This is a genomic window from Dactylosporangium sp. CA-052675 (assembly GCF_050947935.1).
Classification (GTDB): Bacteria; Actinomycetota; Actinomycetes; order Mycobacteriales; family Micromonosporaceae; genus Dactylosporangium.
This window is the reverse complement of the sequence record NZ_CP192010.1, coordinates 4937210-4962926: the sequence shown is the minus strand read 5'-3', so window position 1 is coordinate 4962926 and position 25717 is coordinate 4937210. Positions and strand designations below refer to the sequence as shown.

Below are 25717 nucleotides of genomic sequence, written 5' to 3'. Positions count from 1 at the left end.
CTGGGCCCGCGCGGAAGCCGCAGCTTACCACCCGTTCGAAATCGACGCATAATTCGACGCAACAGTTGTAATGCTCCCAGATCGGCGTTACGGTCAAGTTCAGAAGGCGCTCAAGCAGCGGGCCCTTTCCACAGCCCCCTGCTCCGCGTGAGGTCTCGCTTTCATGACCATCGAGATGCACCACGACTCCGTCCCCGCCTCGGCCGCCGCGCGCCGCCGGGCCGACGACGCCGAGGCCCTGGCCCTGCTCAGCCTCCTGGCCGACCTGCCCGAAGGCCCGGACCGCAGCCGGGTCCGCGGCCGGGTCATCGAGCTCTACCTGCCGCTGGCCCACCACCTCGCCGCCCGCTTCCGCAACCGCGGCGAGCCGCAGGACGACCTCGTCCAGGTCGCGACCGTCGGGCTCATCAAGGCCGTCGACGGCTTCGACCCCGCCAACGGCGCCGCGTTCATCGGCTACGCGATCCCCACCATCACCGGCGAGCTCAAGCGCCACTTCCGCGACCGCTGCTGGGACGTGCGGGTGCCCCGCCGCATCCAGGAGACCCGCATGCGCATCAACCGGGTGGCCGGCGACCTGACCCAGCGCCTGGGCCGCTCCCCCACGGTCGCCGACCTGGCCGCGGAGCTCGACGCGAGCGAGGAGGACGTGATCGAGGCCCTGGACGCCGGGCGCGCATACCGCACCCTGAGCCTCGACGCCCCCGCCACGACGGAGAGCGGCGGCCCGACCGACCTGGGCAACCTGCTCGGCGAGCCGGACGCGGGCCTGGAGCAGTTCGAGGCCCGCGAGGCCCTGCGGCCCCTGCTGGCCCGCCTCCCCGAGCGCGAGCAGCAGATCATCGCGATGCGCTTCTTCGGCAACCGCACCCAGAGCCAGATCGCCGCCGAGCTCGGCCTGTCCCAGATGCACATCTCGCGGCTGCTGGCCAAGTCCCTGCACATCCTGCGCGGCCAGCTCACCCGCGGCTGAGCCGGCGACGATTCCCCCGCTGTGGGGAACGCCAGGGCGCCCGGCGGCCGGTAGCGTGAAGATCCCAGGCATCAGGAGGACAGCGTGGCCAGCGGTACCGTCAAGTGGTTCAACTCCGAGAAGGGCTTCGGCTTCATCCAGCAGGATGGCGGCGGCCCCGACGTCTTCGTCCACTTCTCGGCGATCGTCGGCACCGGCTACCGGGGCCTGGAGGACGGGCAGAAGGTGGAGTTCGAGATCGCCCAGGGCCCGAAGGGCCCGCAGGCCGAGAACGTGCGCCCCGCCTGAGGGCCGCCCCCCGCGACGGGAGTGCCGCATGCCGTGACCGTGCGGCACTCCCGCGGGGCGCGCTAGATCTGCGCGCCGACCGCCTGGCCGTTGGACGGCACCAGGAAGCTCGACGACGCGATGCTGCCGTCGGCGGCGCGCGGGCCGGTGATGACGGACTGGTCGGTGCTCCGCATGGTCTCCTCCTTGAGGAAAACGCTTTCTCCGCGGAGGCTAGGCCGGGCATCGATCCATGCCAAAGCCTCGGAAACTCACAGCGGCGGGGTCGCCCGGCGGCCGGCGACGACGATGCGGTTCCAGACGTTGATGATGCCGATCGCCAGGACCAGGTTCGCGACCTCCTCCTCGGACCAGTGCGCGCGGGCGCCGTCCCACACCTCGTCGGACACCCCGTCCTCGCCGAGGCGCGTCAGGGCGTCGGTGAGCGCGAACGCGGCCCGCTCCCGCGCGTCGAACAGCGTCGACTCCCGCCACGCGGCGACGGCGAGCACGCGCCGCTGGTGCTCGCCGTCGGCGAGCGCCTCCGCCGCGTGCATGTCGAGGCAGAACGCGCAGCCGTTGACGATCGAGGCGCGCATCTTGACCAGGTGCAGCAGCCGGGGCTCGACCGTCCGCCGCCCGTACCGCTCCAGCTGCGACATCACCGCGTACCCCTCGGGCACGACCTTGGCCCACTCCATACGTTGCTCCATGCCGGCACGACGGGACGAGGACCCGCGGGCGTGACGCTCCGCCGTGTGAGCCCGATCACGCGAGCCGGTCGCGGCCCGTTTGTAGGCTCTCGTCCCATGGCCGCTGAGATCGTCGTCGTCACCCCGCCCGAGCCGCCGCCCGCCTCGTGGGACGCCGCGCTGTTCCTGGCCGGGCCGACCCCGCGCGCCCCCGAGGTGGCGAGCTGGCGGCCCGGGGCCATCGGGCTGCTGCGCGAGCGCTGGACCGGCGGCCGGCTCGTGGTCTTCTCCCCCGAACCCGCGACCGGGGTCGTGCGCGACTACGACGGGCAGATCGGCTGGGAGGAGGCGGGGCTGCACCTCGCGGACCGGATCGTCTTCTGGGTGCCCCGCGACCTGGCCACGATGCCCGCGTTCACCACCAACGTCGAGTGGGGCGTCTGGTACCGCAGCGGCAAGGCCGTCTTCGGCGCCCCGCCGCAGGCCCCGCGCAACCGCTACCTCCTCGCCGGCGCCCGGGCCGAGCACGTGCCCACCGCCACGTCCCTGCCCGAGACGCTGGACCTGGCCCTCGAGGGCCTGACGCCGGGCGCGCGCCGCGGCGGGGGCGAGCGCGAGGTGCCCCTGACGGTGTGGCGGACGAGCAGTTTCCAGCGCTGGTACCGCGCCCAGTCCGAGGCCGGCAACGAGCTGCTCGGCGCCCGGGTGGAGTGGGTGTTCCGCCGCGGCCCGGGCCGGCGGCAGGTGGTGTACTGGGCCCTGCGCACGAACATCCGCGTGGCCGCCGAGGACCGCGTGAAGACCGGGCAGATCGTGCTGTCGCGGCCGGATCTGTCCAGCGTCGTGCTGTACCGCCGGGCGAGGACGCTCGAGGAGACCCTCGTGGTGCTGGTCCGCGAGTTCCGCTCCACGGCGGCGACCGTCGACGGCTTCATCCACGAGCTGCCGGGCGGCGCCGGCCCCGACGACGTGCCCGCGCTCGACCAGGCCGCCGCCGAGGTCCGGGAGGAGACCGGTCTGGCCCTGCCCGCGTCCCGGCTGCGCGCCCACGGCAGCCGCCAGGTCGCCGGCACCCTCTCCGCCCACCGCGCGCACCTGTTCTCGGCCGAGCTGACCGAGCCCGAGGTCGCGGCGCTGCGCGCGTCGGCGGACACCCCGTTCGGCGAGCCGGGGACGACGGAGCGGACCTGGGTCGAGCTGCGCACGTACGCCGAGATCCGCGCCGGCGCGCTGGTGGACTGGCCGACCCTGGGCATGCTGGCCCAGGTCCTCGCCGACGTGAGCTGATCCTCCTCGTCGCCGCTCGGGTCCGGGCCTCAGGAGTGGATCAGGCGGGTCCGTTCCACGAGGGCGAGCGCCGAGTCGGTGGCCTTGCCGATGACGGCGAGCAGGACGATCGCCAGCAGCATGACGTCGGTGCGGCCGGTGTTCTGGCTGTCGATGAGCAGGAAGCCCAGCCCCATCGAGGACGCGATCAGCTCGGCCGCGACGAGGAACAGCCAGCTCTGCGCCAGCCCGAGCCGCAGGCCCGACACGACCGCCGGCAGGGCCGCGGGGAACAGCACCGTGCCCAGCAGCGCCGCGCCCGAGCGGCCGTACGCGCGGCCGACCTCCACCAGGTGCGGGTCGACCCGGGCGAGCGCGGCGGCGACGGTGGAGTACACCGGGAAGAACGCCCCGATCGCGACCAGCACGATCTTCGGGGTCTCGTCGATGCCGAGCCAGAGCAGCAGCAGCGGCACCCAGGCGAGCGACGGCACGGCCCGCAGCGCCTGGATCGTCGGGCCCAGCAGCGCCTGGGCCGCGCGGGACAGACCGACCAGGCCGCCGAGGGCGAGGCCGGCCACCGAGCCCGCCGCGAAGCCGAGCAGGACCCGCTGGACGCTGATCGCGATGTGGTGACCCAGCTCGCCGCGCCGGGCGAGCTGCCCGAGCGCGGCGAGGACGTCCGCCGGCGGGGGCAGCTGGCTCGCGGACCACACGCCGCTCGCGCTCGCCGCCTGCCAAGCGCCGAGCAGGAGCACGGGCACGACCGCGCCGGCCAGCGGTGCCCAGGTGCGTCTCACTTCGCGCGGGCCTGGGCGAACCGCGGCTCGAAGAGCGACTCGAGCGCCTGGCGGCCGTCCTCGGTCGTCTTGACGTTGCCGTCGGCGACGAGCACCGGCAGGATCGTCGCCAGGACCTTGCGCTGGGCCTCCCCCGGCACCGGGTCGACGTCGAGGGCGGTCCGCTCGGTGAGCACGAGCCGGGCCACCGCCGGGGAGACCTTGGACTCGCGGGCGAGCAGGTCGACGGCCGGGCCGGGGTTGGCCGCGATCCAGGCCTTGGCCTTCTCGTAGGCGTCGACGACGAGCTGGGCCACGGCCGGGTACCGGGCCAGGAAGGCCTCGCGGGCGTTGAGGGTGCCGTAGGAGTTGAAGGCCTTGTTGCGGTAGATGAGCTTCGAGCCGCTGTCGACCTGGGTCTGGGCCATGATCGGGTCGAGGCCGGCCCAGGCGTCGACGTCGCCGCGCTCCAGGGCCGCCTTGCCGTCGGCGTGCTGCAGGTTCACCACCTCGACGTCCTTCGGCGTCAGGCCGGCCTGCTGGAGGGCCTGGAGGAGGAAGAAGTACGGGTCGGTGCCCTTCGTCGCCGCGACCTTCTTGCCCCTGAGCTGTGCGACGGTGGTGATCGGGGAGTCGCGGCCGACGACGATCGCGGCCCACTCCGGCTGGCTGTAGATCGACACGACCTTGATCGGGGTGGCGTTCGCCCGGGCCAGCAGCGCCGCGGCGCCGGCGGTCGAGCCGAAGTCGACGGCCTCGGCCCGCAGCGACTCGTTCGCCTTGTTGCTGCCGGCCGACAGCACCCACGTCACCTTGGTGCCCTTGGCCTCCAGCTCCTGTTCGAGCCATCGCTGCTCCCGCAGGACCAGGCTGGCCGGGTTGTAGTAGGCGTAGTCGAGGCGCAGCTGCGCCGGGGCGTCGCCCCCGCTCGCGGGCGGGGGCGCGGCGGGCGCGCTGTGCTCGCCCTCCACGCAGCCGGACGTGAACAGGGCGGCGGCCACGGCGAGGGCGAGGGCGGCGCGTTTCATCGGGGATCCTCCGTGATCGGGGGCACGCCCAGCCGGGCGAGCAGGTCGGCGCGCAGCGCGGCGAGGGCGGCGTCGCCCCGGTCGCGCGGGCGGTCGCCGGGAACGTCGAGGGCGTGCACGATGGCGGCGCCCGGGCGGCCGGGCTGCGCGCCGAGCAGGACCACGCGGTCGGCCAGGCGCAGGGCCTCGTCGACGTCGTGGGTGACGAGCAGGACGGTCGTGCCGGTGCGGCGCTGCACCCCGTCCACGAGGTCCTGCATGCGCAGCCGGGTGAGCGCGTCCAGCGCCGCGAACGGCTCGTCGAGCAGGAGCACCCCGGGCCGCCGGGCCAGGGCGCGGGCGAGCGCGGTGCGCTGGGCCATGCCGCCGGAGACCTGCCGGGGCCGGTGCCGCGCGAACCCGGCGAGGCCGACGACGTCGAGCAGCTCGCCGACCTCGGCCCGGGCCCGGTCCCGCGGGGTGCCCCGGGGCAGGCCGTAGGCGACGTTCCCGGCCAGGGTGCGCCAGGGCAGCAGGCGCGGCTCCTGGAACATCACGGCGCAGCGGGTCTCGATGCCGCGCACCGGGCGGCCGTCGACGGTGACGGTCCCGGCGGTGGGGTGCTCCAGGCCGGCGACGAGCCGCAGGAGCGTCGACTTGCCGCTGCCGGATGCGCCGAGGATGGCCACGACCCGCCCGGCCGGCAGGTCCAGGTCGATGTCGCGCAGCACGACGTGCCCGGCCCAGCGCCGGGCGGCGCCGCGCAGCTCGACGGGTACGGCGGCGGTCGCGAGGGGTGCGATCGTCACGGGAGCATATTACCTACAAGATCGATAGAGTAAATAGGTAACTCTCAGCGCAGGTACGCCAGCTCCGGGAAGGCGCTGCGGTACGCCGCCAGGAGGCGCCCGGCGATCGCGTCGGAGGCGACCAGCGGGTGGATGGCGAACGCCCGGCGGGCCGCGGCCGCCGAGCCCGTCGCGACCGCCTCCAGGACCGCGCGCTCGCTCGCCTTCACCGCGGCGGTCAGCGCGGCCTGGCCGGCGTCCAGCGGGGTGACGGGCAGCGGCCGGGCGCCGGTGGTGTCCACGGCGCACGGCACCTCGACGATCGCGCCGGGGTCCAGGTGCGGCAGGGTGTCGCGGTTGCGCACGTCGAGGATGAGCCGGGCCGGGCCGCCGCCGGTGAGGGCGCGCATCAGGGCCAGCGCGATGTCCTCGTAGCCGCCGGTCGCCGGGCCGGCCGCGAAGTACGTGGCGTCGCGCTCCGCCCGCACGCTGTCCCAGGTGGCCAGCGCGTCGGCGGCCGGGTCGGCCAGCCGGCGGTACAGCCGCCGCTGTTGCTCCTGGAGGAACTCGCCGCGGGTCGGGCCGGTCGGCGCCGCGGCCGGGTCCTCGTAGTAGTGCAGGTATTCGTTCGGGATCGAACGTCCATCCACGCGGAGCCAGCCGAGGTGGTTCAGGCCCGCGTAGTCGAACGCGCCGAACCGGCGGCACAGCGAGGCGGGCGAGTCGCAGATGCCGATCACCCGGTCGCCGAGGTGTGCGGCCATCGCCTCCGTCACCAGGCCGGCCGGGTTGGTGAAGTTGACGACCCACGCCCGCGGGGCGACCTCGGCGATCCGGCGGGCGATGCCGGCGGCCACGGGCACGGTACGCAGGCCGAACGACAGGCCGCCCGCGCCCACGGTCTCCTGGCCGAGCACGCCCTCGGCGATCGCGATCCGCTCGTCGAGAACCCGGCCGGCGAGCCCGTGCACGCGGATCGCCGAGAACACGACGTCGGCGCCGGTGAGCGCGGCGGTGAGGTCGGTGCTCGCCGTCACCCGGGGCGCGGCGGCGACCCCGAGCGCCTGCGCGGCCAGCACCCGCTCGATGGCCGCGAGCCGGCCGGCGTCGGTGTCGAACAGCGTCACGGCGTCGACCAGCGGGTCCCGCAGCAGCGCGCCGTGGATGAGCGGCACCCGGAAGCCGCCCCCGCCGAGGATCGTGAGTCTCATGCGGCATCGGGGAGCCGGGCGATGGTGGCCATCGCGCGGCGGGTCCGGCTCAGGTCGCCGCTCGGGATGAGCTCGTCGAGGAAGTCGTAGTCCGCCTCGCGCGTCGCCGCCCGCCACGCGGCGATGTCGCCCCAGCCCGGCGCCGACAGCGAGCCGCCGAAGTGGCGCACCGACAGCGCGGCGACGAGGTTGGCGAAGGCGAGGCGCTCCCGCAGCGGGCGCTGCCACAGGGTCGCGGCGATGAAGCCGGCGTTGAACACGTCGCCGGCGCCGGTCGGGTCGAGGGACTCCACCGGTACCGCCGGGGCGGCGACGATCTCGCCGGTCGACGCGTCGATGGCGAGGGCTCCCTCCGCGCCGCAGGTGACCACCGCCAGCGGCACCCGGTCGGCGAGCCGGCGCAGCGCCGCCCGCGGGGTGTCGGTGCGGGTGTAGTGCATCGCCTCGCCCGCGTTGGGCAGGAAGGCGTGGCAGTCCTCGAGCAGGTCCAGGGCCGCGGCCGGCCAGGCGGCGGTGTCGTCCCAGCCGACGTTGGCGAAGACCAGCGTGCCGGCCCGGGCGGCGCGGCGGACCCACGGCAGCCGCTCGCCGGTCAGGCTCACGGCGGCGGCCGCGGCCGCGGGCAGCTCGCCGACGAGCCCGTCCGGGCGCACGGGGGCCGGGTGGGCGTGGCTGATCATGCTGCGGTCGCGCTCGTAGGCCAGCGACACCGTCACCGGCGAGTGCCAGTCCTCGAAGCTGCGCGACGGGCCCAGGTCGACGCCCTGCTCGCGCAGCACGTCGCGGCAGAACTCGCCGTAGGCGTCGGTGCTGAACGCCGCGCCCAGGCCCGTGCGCAGGCCCAGGCGGGCGGCCGCGACCGCCAGGTTGGCGATGCCGCCCGGCGACGAGCCCATGCCCGGCGCCCACGTCTCCTCCCCCGGCCGCGGCAGCCGCCGCAGCCCGGTGAAGACGATGTCGAGGTAGACGTCACCGGACACGAAGAGGTCCATGCCGACCAGCCTATGCCTATTAAGTCGACCGTCCTAGTAGGGAAGCCGCAAGATGATCTGTGACCTCCCGCGCGTCGTCCTCGATGCCGTGGATGAAGGTCGACTTGCGCCGGCGCAGGACGGGCAGGCCCAGCGCGTAGAGCCCCGGGACCCCCTCGACCACCCCGCCGTCATGGCGCAGCCGGCCCTTGGCGTCGACCACGGGCAGGTCCAGCCAGCCGTACTCGGGGCGGAAACCGGTCGCCCAGACCACCGTGCGGATCTCACCGCCGGTGAGGTCGAGCTGCAGGCGCGGCCGGGCCGGCACCCGGGTCGGCTCGGGCCGCTCGCCGCCGCCGTCGCCGGCCCACGCGTCGAACGTGTCCAGCAGCCGCGCCAGCTTGAGGTCGGCGAGGGAGAACAGGTTGCGCAGCCCGCCCGAGAACAGCGCCCGGCCGTCGCGCAGCGCGGCCCACCGCCCGACGAGCTCGACGCCCATGTCGGTCAGCGCGTTGAGGTCGAGGGTGCGGCGCTTCTCGTCGCCGACGAGCTGCGGCGAGGAGAGCTTGCGGGCCCGGTCCAGGTCGTCGATCTGGTCGTGGCGCTGGTCCCACACGCCGGCCGCGTCCATCCACCACAGGACGTCCCGGCCGCGGTACAGCCGGGGCATGCGCACGTGCTCGCCCACGGACAGGGTCACCTTGCGGCCGGAGCGGTGCAGCTCGGCCGCCAGCTGCACGCCCGTCGCCGACGCGCCCACGACGAGCACGCCGCCGTCGGGCAGGTCGGCCGGCCCGCCGTACGAATGCGGCGTGATCTGCGTGATCGAGGACGGCAGGGCGGCCGCGAACGCCGGGACGACCGGCGTGTTGCAGGCGCCGCTGGCGATGACCACCGCCCGGGCCCGCAGATCGCCGTTGATCGAGAAGCCGTCCTCGCCGGCGCGCAGCGAGGTGACCTCGTAGCCCGTGCGCACCGGCGCGGGCTCGGCGAACCGGTCGATGAACGACGCCACCTCGGCGCCGGTCATGTAGCCGTCGGGGTCCGGGCCGTCGTAGGACTGGCCCGGCAGCCGGGTCAGCCAGTTCGGGGTCAGCAGCCGCAGCGAGTCCCACCGCTCGTGCCGCCACGAGTTCGCGACCTCGCCGCGCTCCAGCACGACGTGGTCGATGGAGCGCCGAGCCAGGAAGTGACTCGCCGCGAGGCCGGCGTGACCGGCCCCGACGACGACCGCGGTGACGTGCTCAGGCAACTTCGACCGTGACGTCGGTCGGGTTGGTGAGGGCGTCGAAGACGGCGGAGCGCTTCTGCGACTGCGCGACGAGGGCCTCGATCTCCTGGCGGGAGGCGTCGGCGTCGATGTTGAACGTGACCTTGATGCCCTCGTAGCCGTTGCGCACGTCACCGTCGCCGAGGATGCCCCGGATGTCGTGCTGGCCCTCGACGTGCGCCTCGACCGAGCGCAGCTGGATGCCCCGGTTCTGCGCGACGCTCGCCACACCCGCGGTGAGGCACCCGGCGAGGCCGACGAGGAGATACTCGATCGGGGTGATGCCGTTGTCCTCGGCGGCGAAGACGGCGGGGTGGTCGGCCTCGAAGGTCGACTGAGCCTTGTGGGTCTGCTCCTGGCCGAGGCCGTAGAACTTCTCGATGGTGGTGGTGCTGTGCACGCCGCGGTCCCAGCGCGAGGACGCGCGCCAGGTGAACTGCGCGGCCTCGGGCGCGTCCTTGAGCGCCTGACGGGCGTCCAGCAGGGCCTGGACGTTGACACCGTTGTCGGCTGTCGTCATATCGTGTGCTCTCCTCTACGGTACCGAGCTACCCATTATGCTGGTCCGATTACCTATAACACCCACTGGGGCGATGGACAATATACTGATAGTCGAGACGCAGTACCTCGACCTGCCGGACCCGGTCCAGCTTGACTGCGGCCGGGAGCTGCACCCGGTCCGGGTCGCGTATGAGACATACGGCAACCTTGCTCCCGAACGGGACAACGTCATCCTCGTGTGCCACGCCCTGAGCGGCGACGCGCACGCGGCGGGCCTGTCGGCGAGCCCTTCCGAGGCCGGGACCCGGGACGGTTTCGCGGCCGAGGATCGCGACGGCGCCGCCGGGAAAGCTCTCGGATGGTGGGACGGCATGATCGGCCCCGGGAAGGCGTTCGACACCGACCGGTACTTCGTCGTGTGCACGAACCTGCTCGGCGGCTGCCGCGGCACCACCGGCCCGGGCTCGGTGAACCCGGAGACCGGCCGGCCGTACGGTTCGGACTTTCCGGTCATCACGGTCGCCGACATGGTCCGCACCGAGCGGGCCCTGCTGCGCGAGCTCGGCATCGAGCGGCTCGCCGCGGTCGCCGGCGGGTCGCTGGGCGGGATGCAGGCCCTGGAGTGGGCGGTGCGCTACCCGGACGAGGTCGACGCGATCGTCGTCATCGCCAGCACCCACGGGCTGCACCCGCAGGGCGTGGCCTGGAACTTCATCGCCCGCGAGTCCATCATGGGCGACCCGGCGTGGCAGGGCGGTCACTACCACGGCACCGGCCGCGCGCCCGACGCCGGCATGGGCGTGGCCCGGATGGTGGGGCACATCACCTACCTGTCCGCGCCCGCGCTGGAGGACCGCTTCGGCCGCCGGCTGCAGTTCGCCGACGACATCCGCCACACCATCGCCGAGCCGGAGTTCCAGGTCGAGAGCTACCTGCGCCACCAGGCCGGCTCCTTCGTGCGGCGCTTCGACGCGAACACCTACCTCTACCTCTCCCGGGCGCTGACGTACTTCGACCTGGCCCGCGAGCACGGCGACGGCTCGCTGGCCAAGGCGCTGGCCGGGGTGCGGGCGCGCACGCTGCTCATCGCGTTCAGCTCCGACTGGCTGTATCCGCCGAGCGCCTCGCGCGACATCGAGGCCGCCCTGGACGGGCACGGGCTGCCGGTAGAGTTCCACCTGATCGAGGCGCCCTACGGCCACGACTGCTTCCTGCTGGAAGAGGCCCGGCAGACGCCCATCATCCGCCGGTTCCTCGGCGAGGAAGGCACAGGCGAGTGAGCGACGAATTTCGCGCCGAGCGGGAGCACGAGTTCGGCTTCGAGACCCGGCAGCTGCACGCCGGGCAGCGGCCCGACCCGAACACGGGGGCCCGGGCGGTGCCGATCTTCCAGACGACGAGCTACGTGTTCGAGGACCCGGAGTCCGCGGCCGCGTACTTCAACCTGCAGGAGTACGGCAACACGTACTCCCGCATCATGAACCCGACCGTCGCCGTCTTCGAGGAGCGGGTCGCCAACCTGGAGGGCGGCACCGGCGCGGTCGCGTTCGCCAGCGGGATCGCGGCCCAGGCCGCCGCCCTGTTCACGCTGCTCGAGCCCGGGGACCACGTGGTGTCGTCCTCGGCGCTGTACGGCGGCACCGTCAACCAGCTCAAGCACCTCCTGCGCAAGATGACCGTCGAGCTGACCTGGGTCGACCCCGACGACCCGGACGCGTGGCGGGCCGCGGTGCGCCCGAACACGAAGGCGTTCTTCGCCGAAACGATCGGCAACCCGGCCGGCAACGTGCTCGACATCGCCACCGTCGCCGGGATCGCGCACGAGCACGGGCTGCCGCTCATCGTGGACAACACGTTCGCCACGCCCTACCTGTGCCGGCCGATCGAGTGGGGCGCCGACATCGTCGTGCACTCGGCGACGAAGTTCATCGGCGGGCACGGCACGAGCATCGGCGGGGTGGTCGTCGAGGCGGGCACCTTCGACTGGTCCAACGGGCGGTTCCCGGTGGTCGCCGATCCGTCGCCGGCCTACCACGGGCTGCAGTTCCACGAGACCTTCGGCGCCTACGGCTATCTCATGAAGCTGCGCGCCGAGACCCTGCGCGACCTCGGCGGAGCGCTCTCGCCGTTCAACGCGTTCCTGTTCCTGCAGGGCCTGGAGACGCTCTCGCTGCGCATGGAGCGGCACGTCACCAACGCGCTGGCGGTCGCGGAGTTCCTGCAGGCGCACGAGCTGGCCGGCAACGTGACCTACGCGGGCCTGCCCGGCAGCCGGTACAAGGCGCTCGTGGACAAGTACCTGCCGCGCGGCGCCGGGGCGGTGTTCTCCTTCGACTGCGCCGGCGGCCGCGAGGGCGGGCAGAACCTCATCCGCGGCCTGACCCTCTGGTCGCACCTGGCCAACGTCGGCGACGCGAAGAGCCTCGTCATCCACCCCGCCAGCACGACCCACCGCCAGCTCAGCGACGCCGAGCTGGCCGCGTCCGGGGTCGGTCCCGGCACGGTGCGCCTGTCGGTGGGCACCGAGAGCGTCGCGGACCTGCTCTGGGACCTCGAGCAGGGCTTCACCTACGTCAGCAAGGCGGCCTGATGGACCTCCAGCGCTTCCAGGACCCGACCACGATCCAGCACGTCCTGCACACCGCCCGCACCGTGGCGATCGTCGGCCTGTCCGCCAACGAGCTGCGGGCGAGCTACTTCGTCGGCTACTACCTCAAGCGCCACGGCTACACGGTGATCCCGGTCAACCCGCGCGAGCCGCGAATCCTGGGCGAGACGAGCTACCCGAGCCTCGCCGACGTGCCGGTGCCGATCGACGTCGTGAACGTGTTCCGCGCCCCGGCCGCCGTGCCGGGCATCGCGCGCGAGGCGGTGGCCGTGGGCGCGAAGGCGATGTGGTGCCAGTTCGGCGTGATCAGCGAGGAGGGCTCGGGGATCGCGGCGGAGGCGGGGCTGGACGTGGTCGTGGACCGGTGCGTGAAGATCGAGCACGCGCGGTACGTCGGGCGCATGCACTGGCTCGGCTTCAACACCCGGCGGATCACCTCGGTGCGCACCGGCCTGCAGTGAGCCGGCGGCCCGGGACGGCCCGATCGAGCACGACCTCGGAGGCGGGATCCGTGGTGATGGAGCCGCGCGCCACCCGTAGCGTCGTAGCCATGACCGAGTTCGCCTACGTCGACGTCTTCGCCGCCGCGCCGCTGACCGGCGCGCCACTCACCCTCGTCCCGCACGCCGACGGGCTGAGCGACGCGCAGCTGCGGGCGATCGCGCGGGAGTTCAACCAGTCCGAGACCACGTTCGTGCTGCGCAGCGACCGGCCGGCCACAGTCACCCGCCGGCTCCGGTCGTTCACCCCGACGGGCGAGGAGGTCTTCGGGGCCGGCCACAACGCGCTGGGCGCCTGGCTGTGGCTGGCCGAGTCGCTGCTGGAGGGCGACTCGGCCACGTTCCACCAGCAGATCGGCGCCGACGTGCTGCCGGTGTACGCCCAGCGGCGCGACGACGGCCGGATCGTCGTCAGCATGGAGCAGTCGCCGCCGGTCTTCGGCGCCTCCGTGGCGGACCGGGCCGGGCTGGCCGCCGCGCTCGGGCTCGACGAGGACGACCTGGTGGCGGACCGGGCCCCGCGGGTCGTCTCGACGGGCGCCGGGCACCTGCTCGTGCCGGTGCGCTCCCGCTCGGCCGTCGACCGGGTCGTGGTGGACGCCGACGGGCTCGTGGCCGCCCTGCGCGCCGCCGGTGGCGAGGGCTGCTACGTGTACACCCTGGAGTCCGGCGTCTACGCCCGGTTCTTCAACCCCGCCATGGGCATCCCCGAGGACCCGGCCACCGGCACGGCCGCCGGTCCCCTCGCCGCGCTGCTCGTCGCCGACGGGCTCGCCGGGCCGGACGTCGTGATCGAGCAGGGCCACGCGATGGGGCGCCCGAGCCGGATCCTCGTCACCGTCGACGGCCCGCGGGTCCTGGTCCGCGGCTCCGGCGTCGTCACCGCGACGGGGACGCTCACGATCGGCCCGCGCCCCTCGCCCAGCGCCGGCGACGAGCGGTTCCTGCGCCGCGCGATCGAGCTCGCCACCCGGGCCCGGGCGGCGGGCGAGGCGCCGTTCGGCTCGCTGCTGGTCGACGCGGCCGGAACGGTGCTGGCCGAGGAGCACAACACCGTCGCCTCCGACGGGGACATCACCGCACACCCGGAGCTCAAGCTGGCCCGCTGGGCGGCCCGGCATCTGACGCCCGCGGCCGCGGCGGAGGTCACGATGTACACCTCGTGCCGGCCGTGCGGCATGTGCACGGGCGCGATCGACCGCTCCGGCCTCGGCCGGGTCGTCGCTGCGGACTGACGCAAGCGCGGGCCGTCCACCGCCCAGCTCGGGCGCCGCCTCGCGGCGGTCGCGCAGGACGGCCCGGCCTCGCACGCGTCGGCGCGGGCCGCCGTCGAAGGGTTCTGCGCCTGACAGAATGGCCCGGTGAGGCGCGAGGCGAGCATCATGCATCTCGACCTCGACGCCGCGTTCGCCAGCATCGAGCAGCGGGACAAGCCGTCGCTGCGCGGCCGGCCGGTGGTCGTGGGCGGGATCGCCGGTCGCGGGGTGGTGGCGACCGCGTCGTACGAGGCGCGGACGTTCGGCGTCCGCTCCGCGATGCCGATGTCGGAGGCGCGGCGGCGCCTGCCGAGCGGGGCGGCCTATCTGTCGCCGCGCTTCGAGGCGTACCGGCGCACCAGCCAGGTCGTGATGGAGCTGCTGCGCGAGGTCTCCCCGCTGGTCGAGCAGGTCTCGATCGACGAGGCGTTCGTCGACCTGGCCGCCGGCGGCCACGACTGCGCGGTGCCGGCCGTCACCGAGCTGGCCCGCGGCATCAAGGCGCGCATCGCCGCCGCGACGGGCGGGGTGACCGGCTCGGTCGGCGTCGGCACCTCGAAGCTCGTCGCGAAGATCGCCTCCGACCTCGACAAGCCCGACGGCCTGACGGTCGTCGGGCCCGGCTCGGAGCTCGCGGTGCTGCACCCGCTGCCCGTGACCAAGCTGTGGGGCGTGGGCCCGGCGACGGCGGAGCGGCTGCGCCAGGCCGGCATCCGCACCATCGGCGAGCTGGCCGCCCGCGACCTGGTCGACCTCCTGGCGTGGTTCGGCCAGGCCCACGGCAACGGCCTGTTCCGCCTGGCCCGGGCCGACGACGACCGCGCCGTGGTGCCGGAGCGCGACACCAAGTCCGTCTCGGCCGAGGAGACCTTCGGCACCGACGTGGCCGACCGGGCCCGCCTGGAGCGCGAGCTGGACCTGTTGGCCGACCGCGTGGCCAGGCGCCTCCGGGCGGCGGGCCTGTCCGGGCGGACGGTGACGGTGAAGGCCCGCTACTTCGACTTCACCACGATCACCCGCTCGGCGACCCGCGACCAGCCGACCGACGAGCCGCGCGCGGTGGTGGAGCTGGCCCGGCGCCTGCTCGCCGACATCGAGGTGACCGGGGGCCTGCGCCTGCTCGGCGTCGGGGTCTCCGCGCTGTCGGAGTTCGCGCAGGACACGCTCTTCGCCATCGGTACGGCGCCGGAGGTCGTGGACCCGGCCGCCCCGGAGCCCGTCGCCGCCGAGCCCGTCGACACCGCATGGCGCACCGGCCAGGACGTGCGCCACGACGAGCACGGACCCGGCTGGGTGTGGGGCGCGGGCCTGGGCCGCGTGACCGTGCGCTTCGAGGGGCCGCTGACACCCCCGGGCCCGGTGCGCACCTTCAAGGCCGACGACCCCGCGCTGCACCGCGCGCCCCCACCGGACTGGCGCTGAGCGATATCGTGCTGTCGTGCCCGCGCTCAGCCCGCCTACCGTCGACGTCCGCGAGTCGTTCCTGGCCGCCATGGCCGAGTTCGTCGCCGAGGGGCGCGGCGGCCCCGACGACAACAGCATGATCGCGCACGAGCTGCGGGAGTTCTCCTCGTCCTGGGCCTCGCCCGCGGGCTTCGCCGGCTACGTGTCGGCGCTGCGCGCGCAGGCGCTGGAGGAGACGCCCCGGCCCGAGGGATTCGTCCCGTCGACCTCCCTGTGGTGGGCCGAGGGCGCCGACTACTACGGGCGGCTCGCGATCCGTCACCGCCTGACCCCGCGGCTGCTGGAGGGCGGCGGCCACATCGGCTACGACGTCCGCCCGACGGCCCGCCGCCGCGGCCACGCGACGCGGATGCTGCGGGCGGCGCTGCCGGTCGCGCGCGCCCTGGGCATCGAGACGGCCCTGCTCACCTGCGACACGACGAACACCGTCTCCCGGCGCGTCATCGAGGCCAACGGCGGCGTGCTGGAGGACGAGCGCGACGGCACCCTCCGCTTCTGGGTGCCGACCGCCTGACGCGCACGGCCGGCCGCCGGCCCCCCGGTCACGCGCCGGCGATGCCGCCGCGTGACCGGGGACGCCGCGGCCGGTCAGCGTCGCCGCAGCGCGAACACGCCCCAGCCCAGATACGGGCGGCGATAGCGCACGTACCGCAGCGCGGCCGTGTCCAGCTCGGCCCGGACCCTGCCGGCCAGCTCGTCGCCCGGGTTGGCGTCGAGCCAGGCGCGCAGGCTGAACCACTGGGCCGCGGCGTAGCGGTCCCAGCTGTCCTCGTCGGCCAGGACCATCTCCACCACGTCCCAGCCGAGCCGCCCGAACGACTCGACCAGCCCCGGAAGGCTGTCGTACTCGTCGCGGTCCTTGAAGCCGCAGCCCTCGACGATCGCCTGGTCGGGGTGGTCGACGCGCCAGAACGGCTCGCCGACGAGCAGCAGGCCGCCGGGCTTGAGGCTGCGCTCCAGCAGCGTCAGCGTGCCCGGGAGGCCGTCGCCGATCCACGTCGCGCCGATGCAGGCGGCGACGTCGACGGGCTCGGGCAGCACGAAGCCGGCGGCGTCGGCGTGGACGAACCTCACGCGGCCGGCGACGCCCAGCTCGGCGGCGCGCGCCTCGGCGGCGGCGAGGAACACGGTGCTGATGTCGACGCCGGTGCCGCGGATGCCGTGGTCGCGGCTCCAGGTGCACAGCATCTCGCCGCTGCCGCAGGCGAGGTCGAGCAGGGTCTGGCCGGGGCGCAGCCGCACGGCGGCGCCGAGGGTCGCGAGCTTGTGCTCGGTGAGCGGGTTGTGAATGCGGTGGTCAGCCTCGCGGATGGCGAAGATGCGCGGAAGGTCCACGTCGGAGAGTCCTCACGTCGGTCGGATGGGTCAGCGGGGTGAGGACGGGCGCCGGCATCAAGCCACCTCCAAGAGACGTAGGAGGCCGCAGACTACCGCCCCGAGCCGATCGCGGCGACCGATTTCCGGGCCGGCCGGACGCGTCGCGCCGCTCGCGGAACGTGCGGCGGTACTCCCCCGGCGCCACCCCCACGACCCGGTGGAAGTGCCGGCGCAAGGTGGCCGCGGTGCCCAGGCCGGTGGCGGCCGCGATCGCGTCGAGGCCGTCGCCGGTGTGCTCCAGCAGCTCCTGCGCCCGCCGGATGCGCTCGGTCAGCAGCCACCGCAGCGGCGTGGTCCCCGTCGCCGCGCGGAAGTGCCGGGCAAGATGGCGGCTGCTCAGGTTGGCCCGGCGGGCCAGGTCCTCCACGGTCAGCGGCTCGTCCAGCCGCTGCGACGCCCAGGCGAGCAGCGCGGCGAGCGGGCGGTCCCCCGGCGGCGGCACCGGCGTGGCGACGAACTGGGCCTGCCCGCCCGGCCGGTGCGGGGGCACGACCAGCCGCCGGGCCACGGCGTTGGCGACGGCCGCGCCGTGGTCGCGGCGGACCAGGTGCAGGCCGAGGTCGAGGGCGGCGGCCTTGCCGGCGGAGGTGAGCACGCTGCCCTCGTCGACGTAGAGCACGTCCGCGTCGACCTCGACGCGGGGATAGCGGGCGGCGAGCGCCCCGGCGTACTGCCAGTGCGTCGTGGCCCGCCGCCCGTCCGGCAGCCGCGGCCGACGCGAGCGGCCGCTCCGCCCAGTCCTTCGTCGTCGACGCGGTGGTGTACCGCGGCTCGCAACAGCGCCGCGCCACGGCGGCCGGCCGCGACATCTACGCCGTCACCGCGCCGCTCGCCGTGGAGGCCGTCGCCCGCATCCTGACCGGCCGGGCCCGCACGACGGGCGCGGCGTCGGCGGGCGCCATGTTCGACGCGCCCGACTTCCTGGCCGCGCTCGCCCCGGACATCGCCGTCTCGGCATATTTCGGTCGCCCGGACGGATCGCCGGCGGCAGAATGCGCACCATGTTCGCCGACCTCTGGCCGCAGTCGCTGATGCCGTGGACCGCCGACACCCTCGCCGTGCGACCGGCGGCCGGGCCGATCCTGACCTCGGCCCGGCCGGGTCTGCGATACCAGGAACGGATCGCTCGCCGGCAGCCCCCGCAGTGCTACTACCGCACGGAGCGGGGCCTGGCCAAGCAGCGCCGCCTGGCGGCACGCCTCACCCAGGCCCGCGTGCGGGCCCGGCACCTCGCCCGCCACTCGCGGGGCTGAGCCGCCCGGCGCTCACGCGCGACGCATCGGCCGCACCGCCCCGGGGTGCCCGGACGACGACCTCGAGGCTGTGCCCGCCGAAGCGGCTGAGCGGGTGAACCTGACGAGACCGCGCGCGACCGGGTTGGCGGCCGAGCGTGCCCGGCGCAGAATCGGGGCTCATGCGCGCGGCTTACCTGCACGAGCTGGGAACCCCGGACGTCATCCGCTTCGGCGAGCTGGCCGATCCCGTCCCGGGCCCGACCGACGTGCTGGTCGAGGTGCGGGCGACGACGGTCAACCCGGTCGACACGTTCGTGCGCTCGGGGCTGTTCCGCACGCCGCTGCCGATGCCGTTCGTGGTCGGCCGCGACCTGGCCGGGGTGGTCGTGGCGGCCGGTGCGGGGGCGCCCGGGTTCGCGCCCGGCGACGCGGTGTGGTGCAACAGCCTCGGCCACGCGGGCCGGCAGGGGGCCGCCGCCCAGCTCGCGGTCGTGCCGGTCGAGCGGCTGTACCACCTGCCGCCCGCCGTCGCCCCGCAGACCGCGGTGACCATGGTGCACCCGGCCGGCACCGCCTACCTCGGGCTGTTCACCCACGGGCGGCTGCGGCCGGGTGAGACGGTCGTCGTGGCGGGCGCGGCCGGCAACGTCGGGGCCGCGACGGTGGTGCTGGCCGCGGCGGCGGGCGCCCGGGTCGTGGCGATCGCCTCGGCGCGCGACGCCGAGCACTGCGCGGCGCTGGGCGCGGCCGTGGTGCTCGACTACCGCGCCGAGGATCTGCACGCGCGGCTGGCGCAGGCGTGCCCGGACGGCGTCGACGTGTACCTGGACACCGCGGGCCGCAACGACCTCGAGGCGATCGTGGAGCGGCTGGCGTTGCGCGGCCGCGCGGTGCTGCTGGCCGGGGCCGGGACGCGGCCGGTGCTGCCCGTCGGCGCGCTCTACATGCGGGACCGCACGGTGACCGGGTTCGTCATCTCGCACGCGACCGTCACCGAGCTCGCGGAGGCGGCGGTGACGATCAACCGGCTGCTGGCCGCGGGCCGGCTGCGCCCGCGGGCGACGGTGGAGCTGCCGCTGTCGGCCACGGCGGAGGCGCACCGCATGATCGAACGGGGCGAGCTGCGCGGCCGCCGGGTGGTCCTTCGTCCCTGAGCCGTTGTCTGCTCCGGTCTGCGCGCTCCGGCTCACCCCGAAGCGCCGAGGGCCTTGAGCAGCTCGGCGGCCAGGGGCGCGGCCGAGGCCGGGTTCTGGCCGGTGAAGAGGTTGCGGTCCACGACCGTGTAGGGCTTCCAGATCTCGCCGCGCTCGAAGTGCACGCCCAGGTTCACCAGCTCGTTCTCCACGAGCCAGGGGGCGCGGGCGGCCAGGTCGACCGCGGCCTCCTCGTCGTTGGTGTACGCCGTGACGCGGTAGCCGGCGAACGGGGACCGGCCGTCGCGGCGGGTCGCCAGCATCGCGGCCGGGGCGTGGCAGACGATCGCCAGGGGCTTGCCCGAGGCCAGGGCCGCGACCAGGAGGCGGCCCGAATCGGCGTCGTCCCACAGGTCCTGCATCGGGCCGTGGCCGCCGGGGTAGTACACGGCGTCGTAGTCCTGCAGGCGGGCGTCGGACAGCCGCAGCGGGCGGCGCAGCTCCTCGGCCGAGCGCAGCACGCCCTCCTGGTCCAGGGCGGCCTGCTCGCCGCCGGCCATCGACGGGCGCAGGCTCATGACGTCGACGTGGGGTACGACGCCGCCGGGGGTGGCGACCTCGACGGTGTGCCCGGCCGAGGTCACGGCGCGGTACGGGGCCGCGAACTCCTCCGCCCAGTAGCCGGTCGGGTGGCGGGTGCCGTCGCGCAGCGTCCAGTAGCTCGCCCCCGTGAGCACGAACAGGATCTTCGCCATGCCGCCAGGGTGCGCGGCGCGGGAGTGAGCGGGCCTAGCCCTGTGCGAGTCCTTCCGCGGCCCGCGCCTCGGTCGCGGCCAGGGCGCTGGACAGGGTCCGGGCGGTGTCGATCAGCGGCACGTGGCTGAACGCCTGCGGGAAGTTGCCCACGAGTCGTTTTTCCTGGGTGTCGTACTCCTCCGGGAGCAGCCCGACGTCGTTGCGCAGGGCCAGCAGCCGCTCGAACGTCTCCCGGGCCTCCTCGTGGCGCCCCATGAGCGCATAGTTGTCGGCGAGCCAGAACGTGCAGGCCAGGAACGCGCCCTCGCCCGGCGGCAGCCCGTCGACATCGGTCTCCTCGTGCTGGGTGTACCGCTGGACGAACCCGTCCTGCATGAGGTGCTCCTCGATGGCGGCGACGGTGCCGACCACGCGCTCGTCGGTCGCCGGCAGGAAGCCGACCAGCGGGACCATGAGCATCGCCGCGTCGAGCTCCTCGGAGCCGTAGTACTGCGTGAACGTCCGCCGCTTCGGGTCGTACCCGTGCTGCAGGATCTCGGCCCGGATCGCCTCGCGCAGCTCGGTCCAGCGCTGCACGGGCCCGTCGAGGTCGAACTCCTCGGTGGCCTTGACCGCGCGGTCGGCCGCGACCCAGGCCATCAGCTTCGAGTGCACGAACTGCTTGGGGCCGCCGCGCACCTCCCAGATGCCCTCGTCCGGGTCCCGCCAGTGCCGCTCGACGAACTCCATCAGCTTGACCTGCAGCCCCCACGCGGGGTCGTCGGCCTTGAGCCCGGCCCGGCGGCCCTGGTGCAGGGCGTCCATGACCTCGCCGTACACGTCGAGCTGGAACTGCTCAGCGGCCGCGTTGCCGATGCGCACCGGATTGCCGTCGTAGCCGGTGAGCCAGGTCGCGATGGCTGGTGGTCGGTGCGCCGGTCGTCGGGCGACGGTGCCGCGCCGGCCTCAGCGGCGACGGTCGTGGCGGCGACGGTCGTGGCGGCGACGGTCGTGGCGGCGACGGTCGTGGACGGTGACCCCACGCGACGCCGGCGAGTCCCGGCCGGAGTAGTCAGGTCTTCGCGGCCCGGGCGGCGAGCGTGCGGGCCAGACGCTCGCCCTCCGGCCACGGCCCGAAGCCGGACCTGGAGTCCAGGTGCCCGACGGGGCCGGCGTCGAAGAGCTCCGCGCCCCAGTCGCGGGCGAGCGCCGCGGCCTGCTCGAAGGTCGCCGCGGGGTCGTCGCGGCTCGCGACCACGAGCGCCGGGAACGGCAGCGGGTCGCGGGGCACCGGGCCGCAGACGAAGCCCGGGCTGGGCCCGTCCCACTCCGGGTCCAGCCACGGCGGCGTGACCAGCATCGCGGCGCGCACGGGACCGGTGTGCCGGCTCGCCCAGATCGCGACCGTCAGGCAGCCGGCGCTGTGCGCGACCAGCACGGCCGGCTCGTCGCGGGACCCGATCGCGGCGTCCAGCGCGGCGACGCGGTCCTCGGCGACGTACGGCGGGCCCGGCGGTTCCGGCGCCCAGGAGAACTCCGGGTAGTCCTCGGCCCAGCGGCGCGACCAGTGTGCCGGGTATGGCCGGCCGCGGCCGGGCACCAGCAGGAACCGCGTCATGGCGCCGAGCGTAGTGCCGGGCGACGCTACCGTGGGACCATGAAAAACGGCCTGGCTGACGACTTCCTGCTGCTCGCGCTCGACGACCACGGCAAGAACCTGATCGGCGACCTGCGCCTGAACTACGGCCTCGCCGGGGCGGTCCTGCTGGACCTGGCGCTCGCCGGGCGCGTCGACATCGCCGAGGACCGGGTCGCGGTGCGCGATGCGACGCCCACGGGCGACCCGGTGGCGGACGAGGCGCTGGCCCGCATCGCGGCCGAGGAGAAGCCGCGCAAGGCCGACGCGTGGATCCAGCCGCTCGCCGACGGGCTGCGGGCCAAGGTGCTCGACCGCCAGATCGAGGCGGGCGTGCTGCGCAAGGAGCAGGACCGTGTGCTGTGGGTGTTCCCGCGCACCCGGTTCGCGTCGGCGACGGGTTCGCAACCGGCCGCCGAGACCGCGGTGCGCGCCGAGCTGACGGCGGCCATCGACGGCAATGGCGACGAGGACGGCGAGGTGCCCGCCCGCGCCGCCGCGCTGATCGGGCTCGTGCAGGTGAGCGGGCTCGCGGAGGAGGTGTTCCCGGGCCGGGCCCGGGAGGAGCTGCAGGGGCGCCTGGACGCGATCACCGCGGGCAACCGGGCCGCCGACGCCGTGCGGCAGACGGTGCGGCGCATCCAGGCCGTCATCGGGTCGACGGTCGCGATCACCGCGGCCACCTCGGCGGCGACGACCGCCGCGATCAGCTGAGCCGCCTCGCCGTCGTCACGGGCGCCGGGCGGGGGCTCGGGGCGGCGCTCGTGGACGTGCTCGCCGGGCGCGGATGGGACGTGGTCGGCTGCTCGCGCACCCGGACGGGCGGGGCGAGCGTCGTGCAGGACGTGTGCGAGCCGGTCGGGGCCGAACTGCTGGCCGCGATCGGCGCGCGGCCGGTCGACGCCGGCGCCAGCACGATCAGACCGGGGCAGATCTGGGCGCCGTGCAGCTGCGCCGTCCGGTGGCCCGCCAGGCTCGCGGGCGCGGGCGGCCCCACGCCGGTCACCGCCGCGACCGACCCGCCCGCGGCCAGGTGCTGCGACAGCCGCAGCACCGCGGCGCGCGGGCAGTACTCTGTCACGACGCCAGGATCAGCCGCCGTTGTTGGGGCGGAACTTCGGCATCACCGTCTTCGTGCGGGCGGCCGCGCTCGTGGTGCTCTGGATGGTGTCGAACATCGTGCGGCCGAGCACCGCGTGCGCCTCGACCGCGGGATGGGTGGCGCCGTAGTTGTCCAGGTCGCCCAGGCCCTCGGCGAAGAACCCGTACACCAGCGCCGGGGAACCGTCCGCGCCGAACATGATGCCGGCCTCGTGCCGGGCCGCGCCGAGCGTGTTGAAGTCGGCGCCGTACTTGGTCGCCACCCGGCTGCGCTCGTCCGAGGACATGCTGCGGCGGATGCCGTCGTGGTAGCCGTTGATCCACCGCAGAATGCTGAGCAGGAACGCGCACGAGCCCGCCGACAGCAGCGTCCCGCCGGCCAGGCGGGTCAGCAGGTCGGTGATCTCGTGCGGCGTGGTGGTGCCGAGGAAGAACCGGTTCGGGTTGGCCACCGGCTCGACCCGGGTGTGCACGAACCCCTTGGCCGCGAGGATGTCGTTGATCTCCAGCGCCGGGACCACCCGGCCGCACATGCGCACGGCCGTGTTGTCGGACACGAGCAGCATCGCGGTGAGGAAGTTCGCCACGGTGATGTCGTCGCCCCAGACGGTGTGCAGGAAGTAGATCCCGCTGCCGCCGAGGATGATGTCGGCCTGCAGGTCCAGCTTCTGCCCGAGGCTCAGCTGGCCCCGGTCGACCTTGTCCATGACGGCGGTCGCGACGGCCAGCTTCTGCACGCTGTACCCGTTGACGACGTGGTCGGCGTCGTCCTCGATCACGTTCTCCATCGCGCCCGCGGCGTTGACCCGCGTGACGTGCGAGTGCCAGGTGCCGCCGGCCTTCGCCTTCTGCCGCGCGTAGACCCGCCGGATCTTCTCGGCCGGCGGCAGCTTCGCGAGGTCGTCCTCCTTGGCCGGCGCCGCGGCGGCCGTCCCGCCCGCGACCAGCGCCGCGGTCGCCCCGGCGCTCGCCGCCAGCGCCGCCCGGCGGCTCATGCCCATTGCCATGCGTCCTCCCCGTTTGCCAGGTTTGTCTAACTCCCGGGCAGGTTATGCGGTTCGGCTTCGGCATTCAAGGCGTCGAATGTTCAGGCCGTGCCCCCCGGGATGCCCCCGGGGCCCTCGGGCTGCAGGTAGATGTGCCGGGCGGTCGGCACGAAGTCGCGGATGTGCGCGCGGGCCTCGTGCAGCGCCGCGGCGACCTCGGCGCCGGCCGGCAGCCCCACCCTGGCCGTGACCATGAGCTCGTCGTGAGCTGCGCGGCGAGCGCGGCGGCCAGCGCGAGCCGGGCGGTGCTCGACGGCCCGACGCACGGGATCGGCCCCGCGGGCGTGACGGCCGCCCAGACCACCGAGACGGCGGCGAGCGAGGAGAGCGCGACGGCCCGGCGAGCGGGAACAGCAGCCGGTCCCGGCGCGGCGGGGCGTGGCCCTGGAGCTGGTGCTGGTGCTGGCCCGGCGTCAGCGTGACGAGCCCGGCGACGGCGAGCGCGACCGCCGCCAGGACGAGCGTCGCGGTGGTCGTGGCGTACGCGAGCCCGAGCAGCGCGATCGCCGCGGCCCCGCCCCCGATGGCGATCCGCCGTGCCGTAGTGCCCACGACGCCCATGCAACGTGGACGTGCGCGATTGCGTCAAGAGCGTGAGGAACCCCGTCGAGTGATCTTGTACAGTGAAAGCCCCCGTGACCAGCAGGAGCCGGCCCGTGACCACTCCGGATGCACCCGCCCGAAGCCGCGGCGCCCAGCGCCTGCCCGGCCGGGATCCCGTGTGGGCGCGGCTGCTCATCGCGTTCGGGCTCGTGTGCACGCTCGCGGCCGGCGGGGCGCTCGCGGGCAAGGAGGCGCTGTTCAGGTACGCCACCCGCAGCGTCGCCCAGGAGAACCTCCTCGGCGACAGCGGGCGCCAGGCCGAGCAGCGCGGGCACGTCGACATCGACGGGGCCAAGAACATCCTGCTCATCGGCGTCGACGCGCGGCCCGGCCAGGACCCGGCCGAGCTGGTGCGGGCGGACTCGATCATCATCCTGCACATCCCGGCCAGCCACGACCAGGCCTACCTGGTGTCGATCCCGCGCGACACGTGGGTGAAGATCCCGCCGTACGACAACGGCGCGAAGCGGTACGAGGGCGGCCACGACAAGATCAACGGCGCCTACGCCTGGGGCGGCGACGGGCTCACCGGGGCCAACCAGCGCGCCCACGCCGTCGAGCTGCTCGCGCTGACCATCAAGTCATTGTGGGGCATCACCTTCGACGGCGCCGCGATCGTCGACTTCACCGGCTTCCAGCAGGTCGTCGAGGTGCTCGGGGGCGTGGACATGTACGTCGACGAGGAGACGACCTCGGTGCACATCGGCCACACCGCCAACGGGGAGTACGCGGTGCCGTTCCGGCAGTTCACGCGCTCCGACGGCGGCCAGGGCCTGGCCGCGGTGCCGGGCGTGACGCCGCAGGTGTACCACGTCGGCTATCAGCACCTCGAGCCCTGGCAGGCCCTCGACTACGTCCGCCAGCGCGAGCTGCTGCCCAACAGCGACTACGACCGGCAGCGCCACCAGCAGCAGTTCCTCAAGGCGCTGTTCAAGAAGATCCTCAGCTCCGACGTGCTCACCAACCCGGCCCGGCTCAACGACGTCCTGCGGGTCGTGGGCAAGGCGATGACCATCGACAGCGGCGGCATCGACCTGGCCGACTGGCTCTACGCGATGCGCGGCATCGGCGCCGACGACCTGCTCACGATCAAGACGAACAACGGCACCTTCAACAACGCGCCGGGCGTGTCCAATGCCGAGACCCTCGACCAGACGACGCTGGACCTGCTCGAGGCGGTCCGCACCGAGCGGGTCCAGTCGTTCGTCGCGGGCCACCTGGACCTCGTCGCGCCCAGCTGACCGCGCGGGCCGGGACCCCGGCCAGGCGTGAGCGGCGCCCCGGCGGGTAGGGGCCGG

At 74.4% G+C, this 25717-nt stretch carries 29 protein-coding genes and 1 pseudogene; 14 read left to right on the top strand and 16 right to left on the bottom strand.

Features of this window, described 5'->3' with window-relative positions; genetic code table 11:
* The first annotated feature begins 163 nt into the window (after nt 1-163).
* Nucleotides 164-973 carry an RNA polymerase sigma factor SigF gene (locus ACQP1P_RS22895; RefSeq protein ID WP_433089265.1) on the top strand — a complete coding sequence of 270 codons (810 nt, stop codon included), beginning with the start codon at nt 164-166 and terminating at the stop codon, nt 971-973.
* 84 nt (nt 974-1057) lie between these two features.
* Complete coding sequence (locus tag ACQP1P_RS22890; protein WP_433089263.1) at nt 1058-1261, top strand: cold-shock protein; 204 nt, start codon at nt 1058-1060, stop codon at nt 1259-1261.
* 251 nt (nt 1262-1512) lie between these two features.
* On the opposite strand, the gene ACQP1P_RS22885 is transcribed toward ACQP1P_RS22890, so the two are convergent.
* Nucleotides 1513-1953 carry a carboxymuconolactone decarboxylase family protein gene (locus ACQP1P_RS22885; RefSeq protein ID WP_433089261.1) on the bottom strand — a complete coding sequence of 147 codons (441 nt, stop codon included), beginning with the start codon at nt 1951-1953 and terminating at the stop codon, nt 1513-1515.
* Between the two features lie 96 nt (nt 1954-2049).
* On the opposite strand from ACQP1P_RS22885, the gene ACQP1P_RS22880 reads away from it, so the two are divergent.
* Entirely contained in the window at nt 2050-3219 is a 1170-nt protein-coding gene (locus ACQP1P_RS22880; protein WP_433089259.1) for a nucleoside 2-deoxyribosyltransferase domain-containing protein, read from the top strand.
* Nucleotides 3220-3248: 29 nt separating this feature from the next.
* On the opposite strand, the gene ACQP1P_RS22875 is transcribed toward ACQP1P_RS22880, so the two are convergent.
* The 7 genes from ACQP1P_RS22875 to ACQP1P_RS22845 are packed head-to-tail and all read right to left on the bottom strand — an operon-like array spanning nt 3249 to nt 9744.
* Nucleotides 3249-3998, bottom strand: coding sequence for an ABC transporter permease (locus ACQP1P_RS22875; protein ID WP_433089257.1), 750 nt, complete (start codon nt 3996-3998; stop codon nt 3249-3251).
* Entirely contained in the window at nt 3995-5005 is a 1011-nt protein-coding gene (locus ACQP1P_RS22870) for an aliphatic sulfonate ABC transporter substrate-binding protein (RefSeq protein WP_433089255.1), read from the bottom strand. Before ACQP1P_RS22870 ends, ACQP1P_RS22875 begins: the two co-directional genes overlap by 4 nt.
* On the bottom strand, nt 5002-5793 hold the full coding sequence (locus ACQP1P_RS22865) for an ABC transporter ATP-binding protein (protein WP_433089253.1): 792 nt from the start codon (nt 5791-5793) through the stop codon (nt 5002-5004). The genes ACQP1P_RS22870 and ACQP1P_RS22865 overlap by 4 nt, the downstream gene beginning before the upstream one ends.
* A gap of 44 nt (nt 5794-5837) precedes the next feature.
* Nucleotides 5838-6983, bottom strand: coding sequence for a 6-phospho-beta-glucosidase (locus ACQP1P_RS22860; protein ID WP_433089251.1), 1146 nt, complete (start codon nt 6981-6983; stop codon nt 5838-5840).
* Nucleotides 6980-7975, bottom strand: a complete 996-nt coding sequence (locus ACQP1P_RS22855) for a carbohydrate kinase family protein (RefSeq protein WP_433089249.1) — start codon at nt 7973-7975, stop codon at nt 6980-6982. The genes ACQP1P_RS22860 and ACQP1P_RS22855 overlap by 4 nt, the downstream gene beginning before the upstream one ends.
* 19 nt (nt 7976-7994) lie before the next feature.
* Nucleotides 7995-9206, bottom strand: coding sequence for an NAD(P)-binding domain-containing protein (locus ACQP1P_RS22850; protein ID WP_433089247.1), 1212 nt, complete (start codon nt 9204-9206; stop codon nt 7995-7997).
* A complete protein-coding gene (locus tag ACQP1P_RS22845; RefSeq protein ID WP_433089245.1) occupies nt 9199-9744 on the bottom strand; it encodes an OsmC family protein in 546 nt (181 codons plus the stop codon). Before ACQP1P_RS22845 ends, ACQP1P_RS22850 begins: the two co-directional genes overlap by 8 nt.
* 73 nt (nt 9745-9817) lie before the next feature.
* Between ACQP1P_RS22845 and metX the strand changes: the two genes are divergently transcribed.
* The 6 genes from metX to ACQP1P_RS22815 all read left to right on the top strand — a co-directional run bounded on the left by metX (nt 9818) and on the right by ACQP1P_RS22815 (nt 16067).
* Nucleotides 9818-11005, top strand: coding sequence for a homoserine O-acetyltransferase MetX (gene metX / locus ACQP1P_RS22840; RefSeq protein ID WP_433089243.1), 1188 nt, complete (start codon nt 9818-9820; stop codon nt 11003-11005).
* Nucleotides 11002-12315: an O-acetylhomoserine aminocarboxypropyltransferase/cysteine synthase family protein gene (locus ACQP1P_RS22835; RefSeq protein ID WP_433089241.1), complete on the top strand. Its 1314-nt coding sequence runs from the start codon at nt 11002-11004 to the stop codon at nt 12313-12315. Before metX ends, ACQP1P_RS22835 begins: the two co-directional genes overlap by 4 nt.
* Nucleotides 12315-12794, top strand: a complete 480-nt coding sequence (locus tag ACQP1P_RS22830; RefSeq protein ID WP_433089239.1) for a CoA-binding protein — start codon at nt 12315-12317, stop codon at nt 12792-12794. Before ACQP1P_RS22835 ends, ACQP1P_RS22830 begins: the two co-directional genes overlap by 1 nt.
* Before the next feature lie 89 nt (nt 12795-12883).
* A complete protein-coding gene (locus tag ACQP1P_RS22825; protein WP_433089237.1) occupies nt 12884-14068 on the top strand; it encodes a PhzF family phenazine biosynthesis isomerase in 1185 nt (394 codons plus the stop codon).
* Nucleotides 14069-14194: 126 nt separating this feature from the next.
* Nucleotides 14195-15511: a DNA polymerase IV gene (locus ACQP1P_RS22820; protein ID WP_433089235.1), complete on the top strand. Its 1317-nt coding sequence runs from the start codon at nt 14195-14197 to the stop codon at nt 15509-15511.
* Between the two features lie 16 nt (nt 15512-15527).
* Entirely contained in the window at nt 15528-16067 is a 540-nt protein-coding gene (locus tag ACQP1P_RS22815) for a GNAT family N-acetyltransferase (RefSeq protein ID WP_433089233.1), read from the top strand.
* Between the two features lie 74 nt (nt 16068-16141).
* Here the strand turns inward: ACQP1P_RS22815 and ACQP1P_RS22810 are convergent, their stop codons facing one another.
* The gene (locus ACQP1P_RS22810) at nt 16142-16888 is read right to left on the bottom strand and encodes an SAM-dependent methyltransferase (protein WP_433089231.1); all 747 of its coding nucleotides are present in this window, start codon (nt 16886-16888) and stop codon (nt 16142-16144) included.
* Between the two features lie 127 nt (nt 16889-17015).
* Nucleotides 17016-17636 (bottom strand): annotated as a pseudogene (locus ACQP1P_RS22805) (helix-turn-helix domain-containing protein); the annotation flags it as partial.
* Between the two features lie 50 nt (nt 17637-17686).
* Between ACQP1P_RS22805 and ACQP1P_RS22800 the strand changes: the two are divergent.
* From ACQP1P_RS22800 to ACQP1P_RS22790, 3 genes are all read left to right on the top strand, one after another.
* A complete protein-coding gene (locus tag ACQP1P_RS22800) occupies nt 17687-17962 on the top strand; it encodes a hypothetical protein (RefSeq protein WP_433089229.1) in 276 nt (91 codons plus the stop codon).
* Nucleotides 17932-18183, top strand: coding sequence for a hypothetical protein (locus tag ACQP1P_RS22795; RefSeq protein WP_433089227.1), 252 nt, complete (start codon nt 17932-17934; stop codon nt 18181-18183). The genes ACQP1P_RS22800 and ACQP1P_RS22795 overlap by 31 nt, the downstream gene beginning before the upstream one ends.
* 161 nt (nt 18184-18344) lie before the next feature.
* Nucleotides 18345-19319, top strand: a complete 975-nt coding sequence (locus ACQP1P_RS22790; protein WP_433089225.1) for a zinc-binding dehydrogenase — start codon at nt 18345-18347, stop codon at nt 19317-19319.
* Nucleotides 19320-19351: 32 nt separating this feature from the next.
* Here the strand turns inward: ACQP1P_RS22790 and ACQP1P_RS22785 are convergent, their stop codons facing one another.
* The 3 genes from ACQP1P_RS22785 to ACQP1P_RS22775 all read right to left on the bottom strand — a co-directional run bounded on the left by ACQP1P_RS22785 (nt 19352) and on the right by ACQP1P_RS22775 (nt 21651).
* The gene (locus ACQP1P_RS22785; protein WP_433089224.1) at nt 19352-20053 is read right to left on the bottom strand and encodes a type 1 glutamine amidotransferase domain-containing protein; all 702 of its coding nucleotides are present in this window, start codon (nt 20051-20053) and stop codon (nt 19352-19354) included.
* Nucleotides 20054-20087: 34 nt separating this feature from the next.
* Complete coding sequence (locus ACQP1P_RS22780; RefSeq protein ID WP_433089222.1) at nt 20088-20915, bottom strand: glycoside hydrolase family 15 protein; 828 nt, start codon at nt 20913-20915, stop codon at nt 20088-20090.
* A 190-nt stretch (nt 20916-21105) separates the two neighbouring features.
* The gene (locus ACQP1P_RS22775) at nt 21106-21651 is read right to left on the bottom strand and encodes an RBBP9/YdeN family alpha/beta hydrolase (RefSeq protein ID WP_433089220.1); all 546 of its coding nucleotides are present in this window, start codon (nt 21649-21651) and stop codon (nt 21106-21108) included.
* 39 nt (nt 21652-21690) lie between these two features.
* Here ACQP1P_RS22775 and ACQP1P_RS22770 point away from each other — a divergent pair, with 39 nt between their 5' ends.
* Entirely contained in the window at nt 21691-22383 is a 693-nt protein-coding gene (locus tag ACQP1P_RS22770) for a GOLPH3/VPS74 family protein (RefSeq protein WP_433089218.1), read from the top strand.
* Here ACQP1P_RS22770 and ACQP1P_RS22765 read toward each other — a convergent pair.
* The 3 genes from ACQP1P_RS22765 to ACQP1P_RS22755 form a co-directional block, all read right to left on the bottom strand.
* The gene (locus ACQP1P_RS22765; RefSeq protein ID WP_433089216.1) at nt 22376-22750 is read right to left on the bottom strand and encodes a hypothetical protein; all 375 of its coding nucleotides are present in this window, start codon (nt 22748-22750) and stop codon (nt 22376-22378) included. The two genes, ACQP1P_RS22770 and ACQP1P_RS22765, sit on opposite strands and share 8 nt — an antisense overlap.
* Before the next feature lie 10 nt (nt 22751-22760).
* Nucleotides 22761-23777, bottom strand: a complete 1017-nt coding sequence (locus ACQP1P_RS22760) for a serine hydrolase (protein ID WP_433089214.1) — start codon at nt 23775-23777, stop codon at nt 22761-22763.
* An 80-nt stretch (nt 23778-23857) separates the two neighbouring features.
* Nucleotides 23858-24010 (bottom strand): hypothetical protein, encoded by a 153-nt coding sequence (locus ACQP1P_RS22755; protein ID WP_433089213.1) that lies wholly within the window; start codon nt 24008-24010, stop codon nt 23858-23860.
* A 462-nt stretch (nt 24011-24472) separates the two neighbouring features.
* Between ACQP1P_RS22755 and ACQP1P_RS22750 the strand changes: the two genes are divergently transcribed.
* Nucleotides 24473-25660 carry an LCP family protein gene (locus tag ACQP1P_RS22750; protein ID WP_433089212.1) on the top strand — a complete coding sequence of 396 codons (1188 nt, stop codon included), beginning with the start codon at nt 24473-24475 and terminating at the stop codon, nt 25658-25660.
* Nucleotides 25661-25717: the final 57 nt, after the last annotated feature.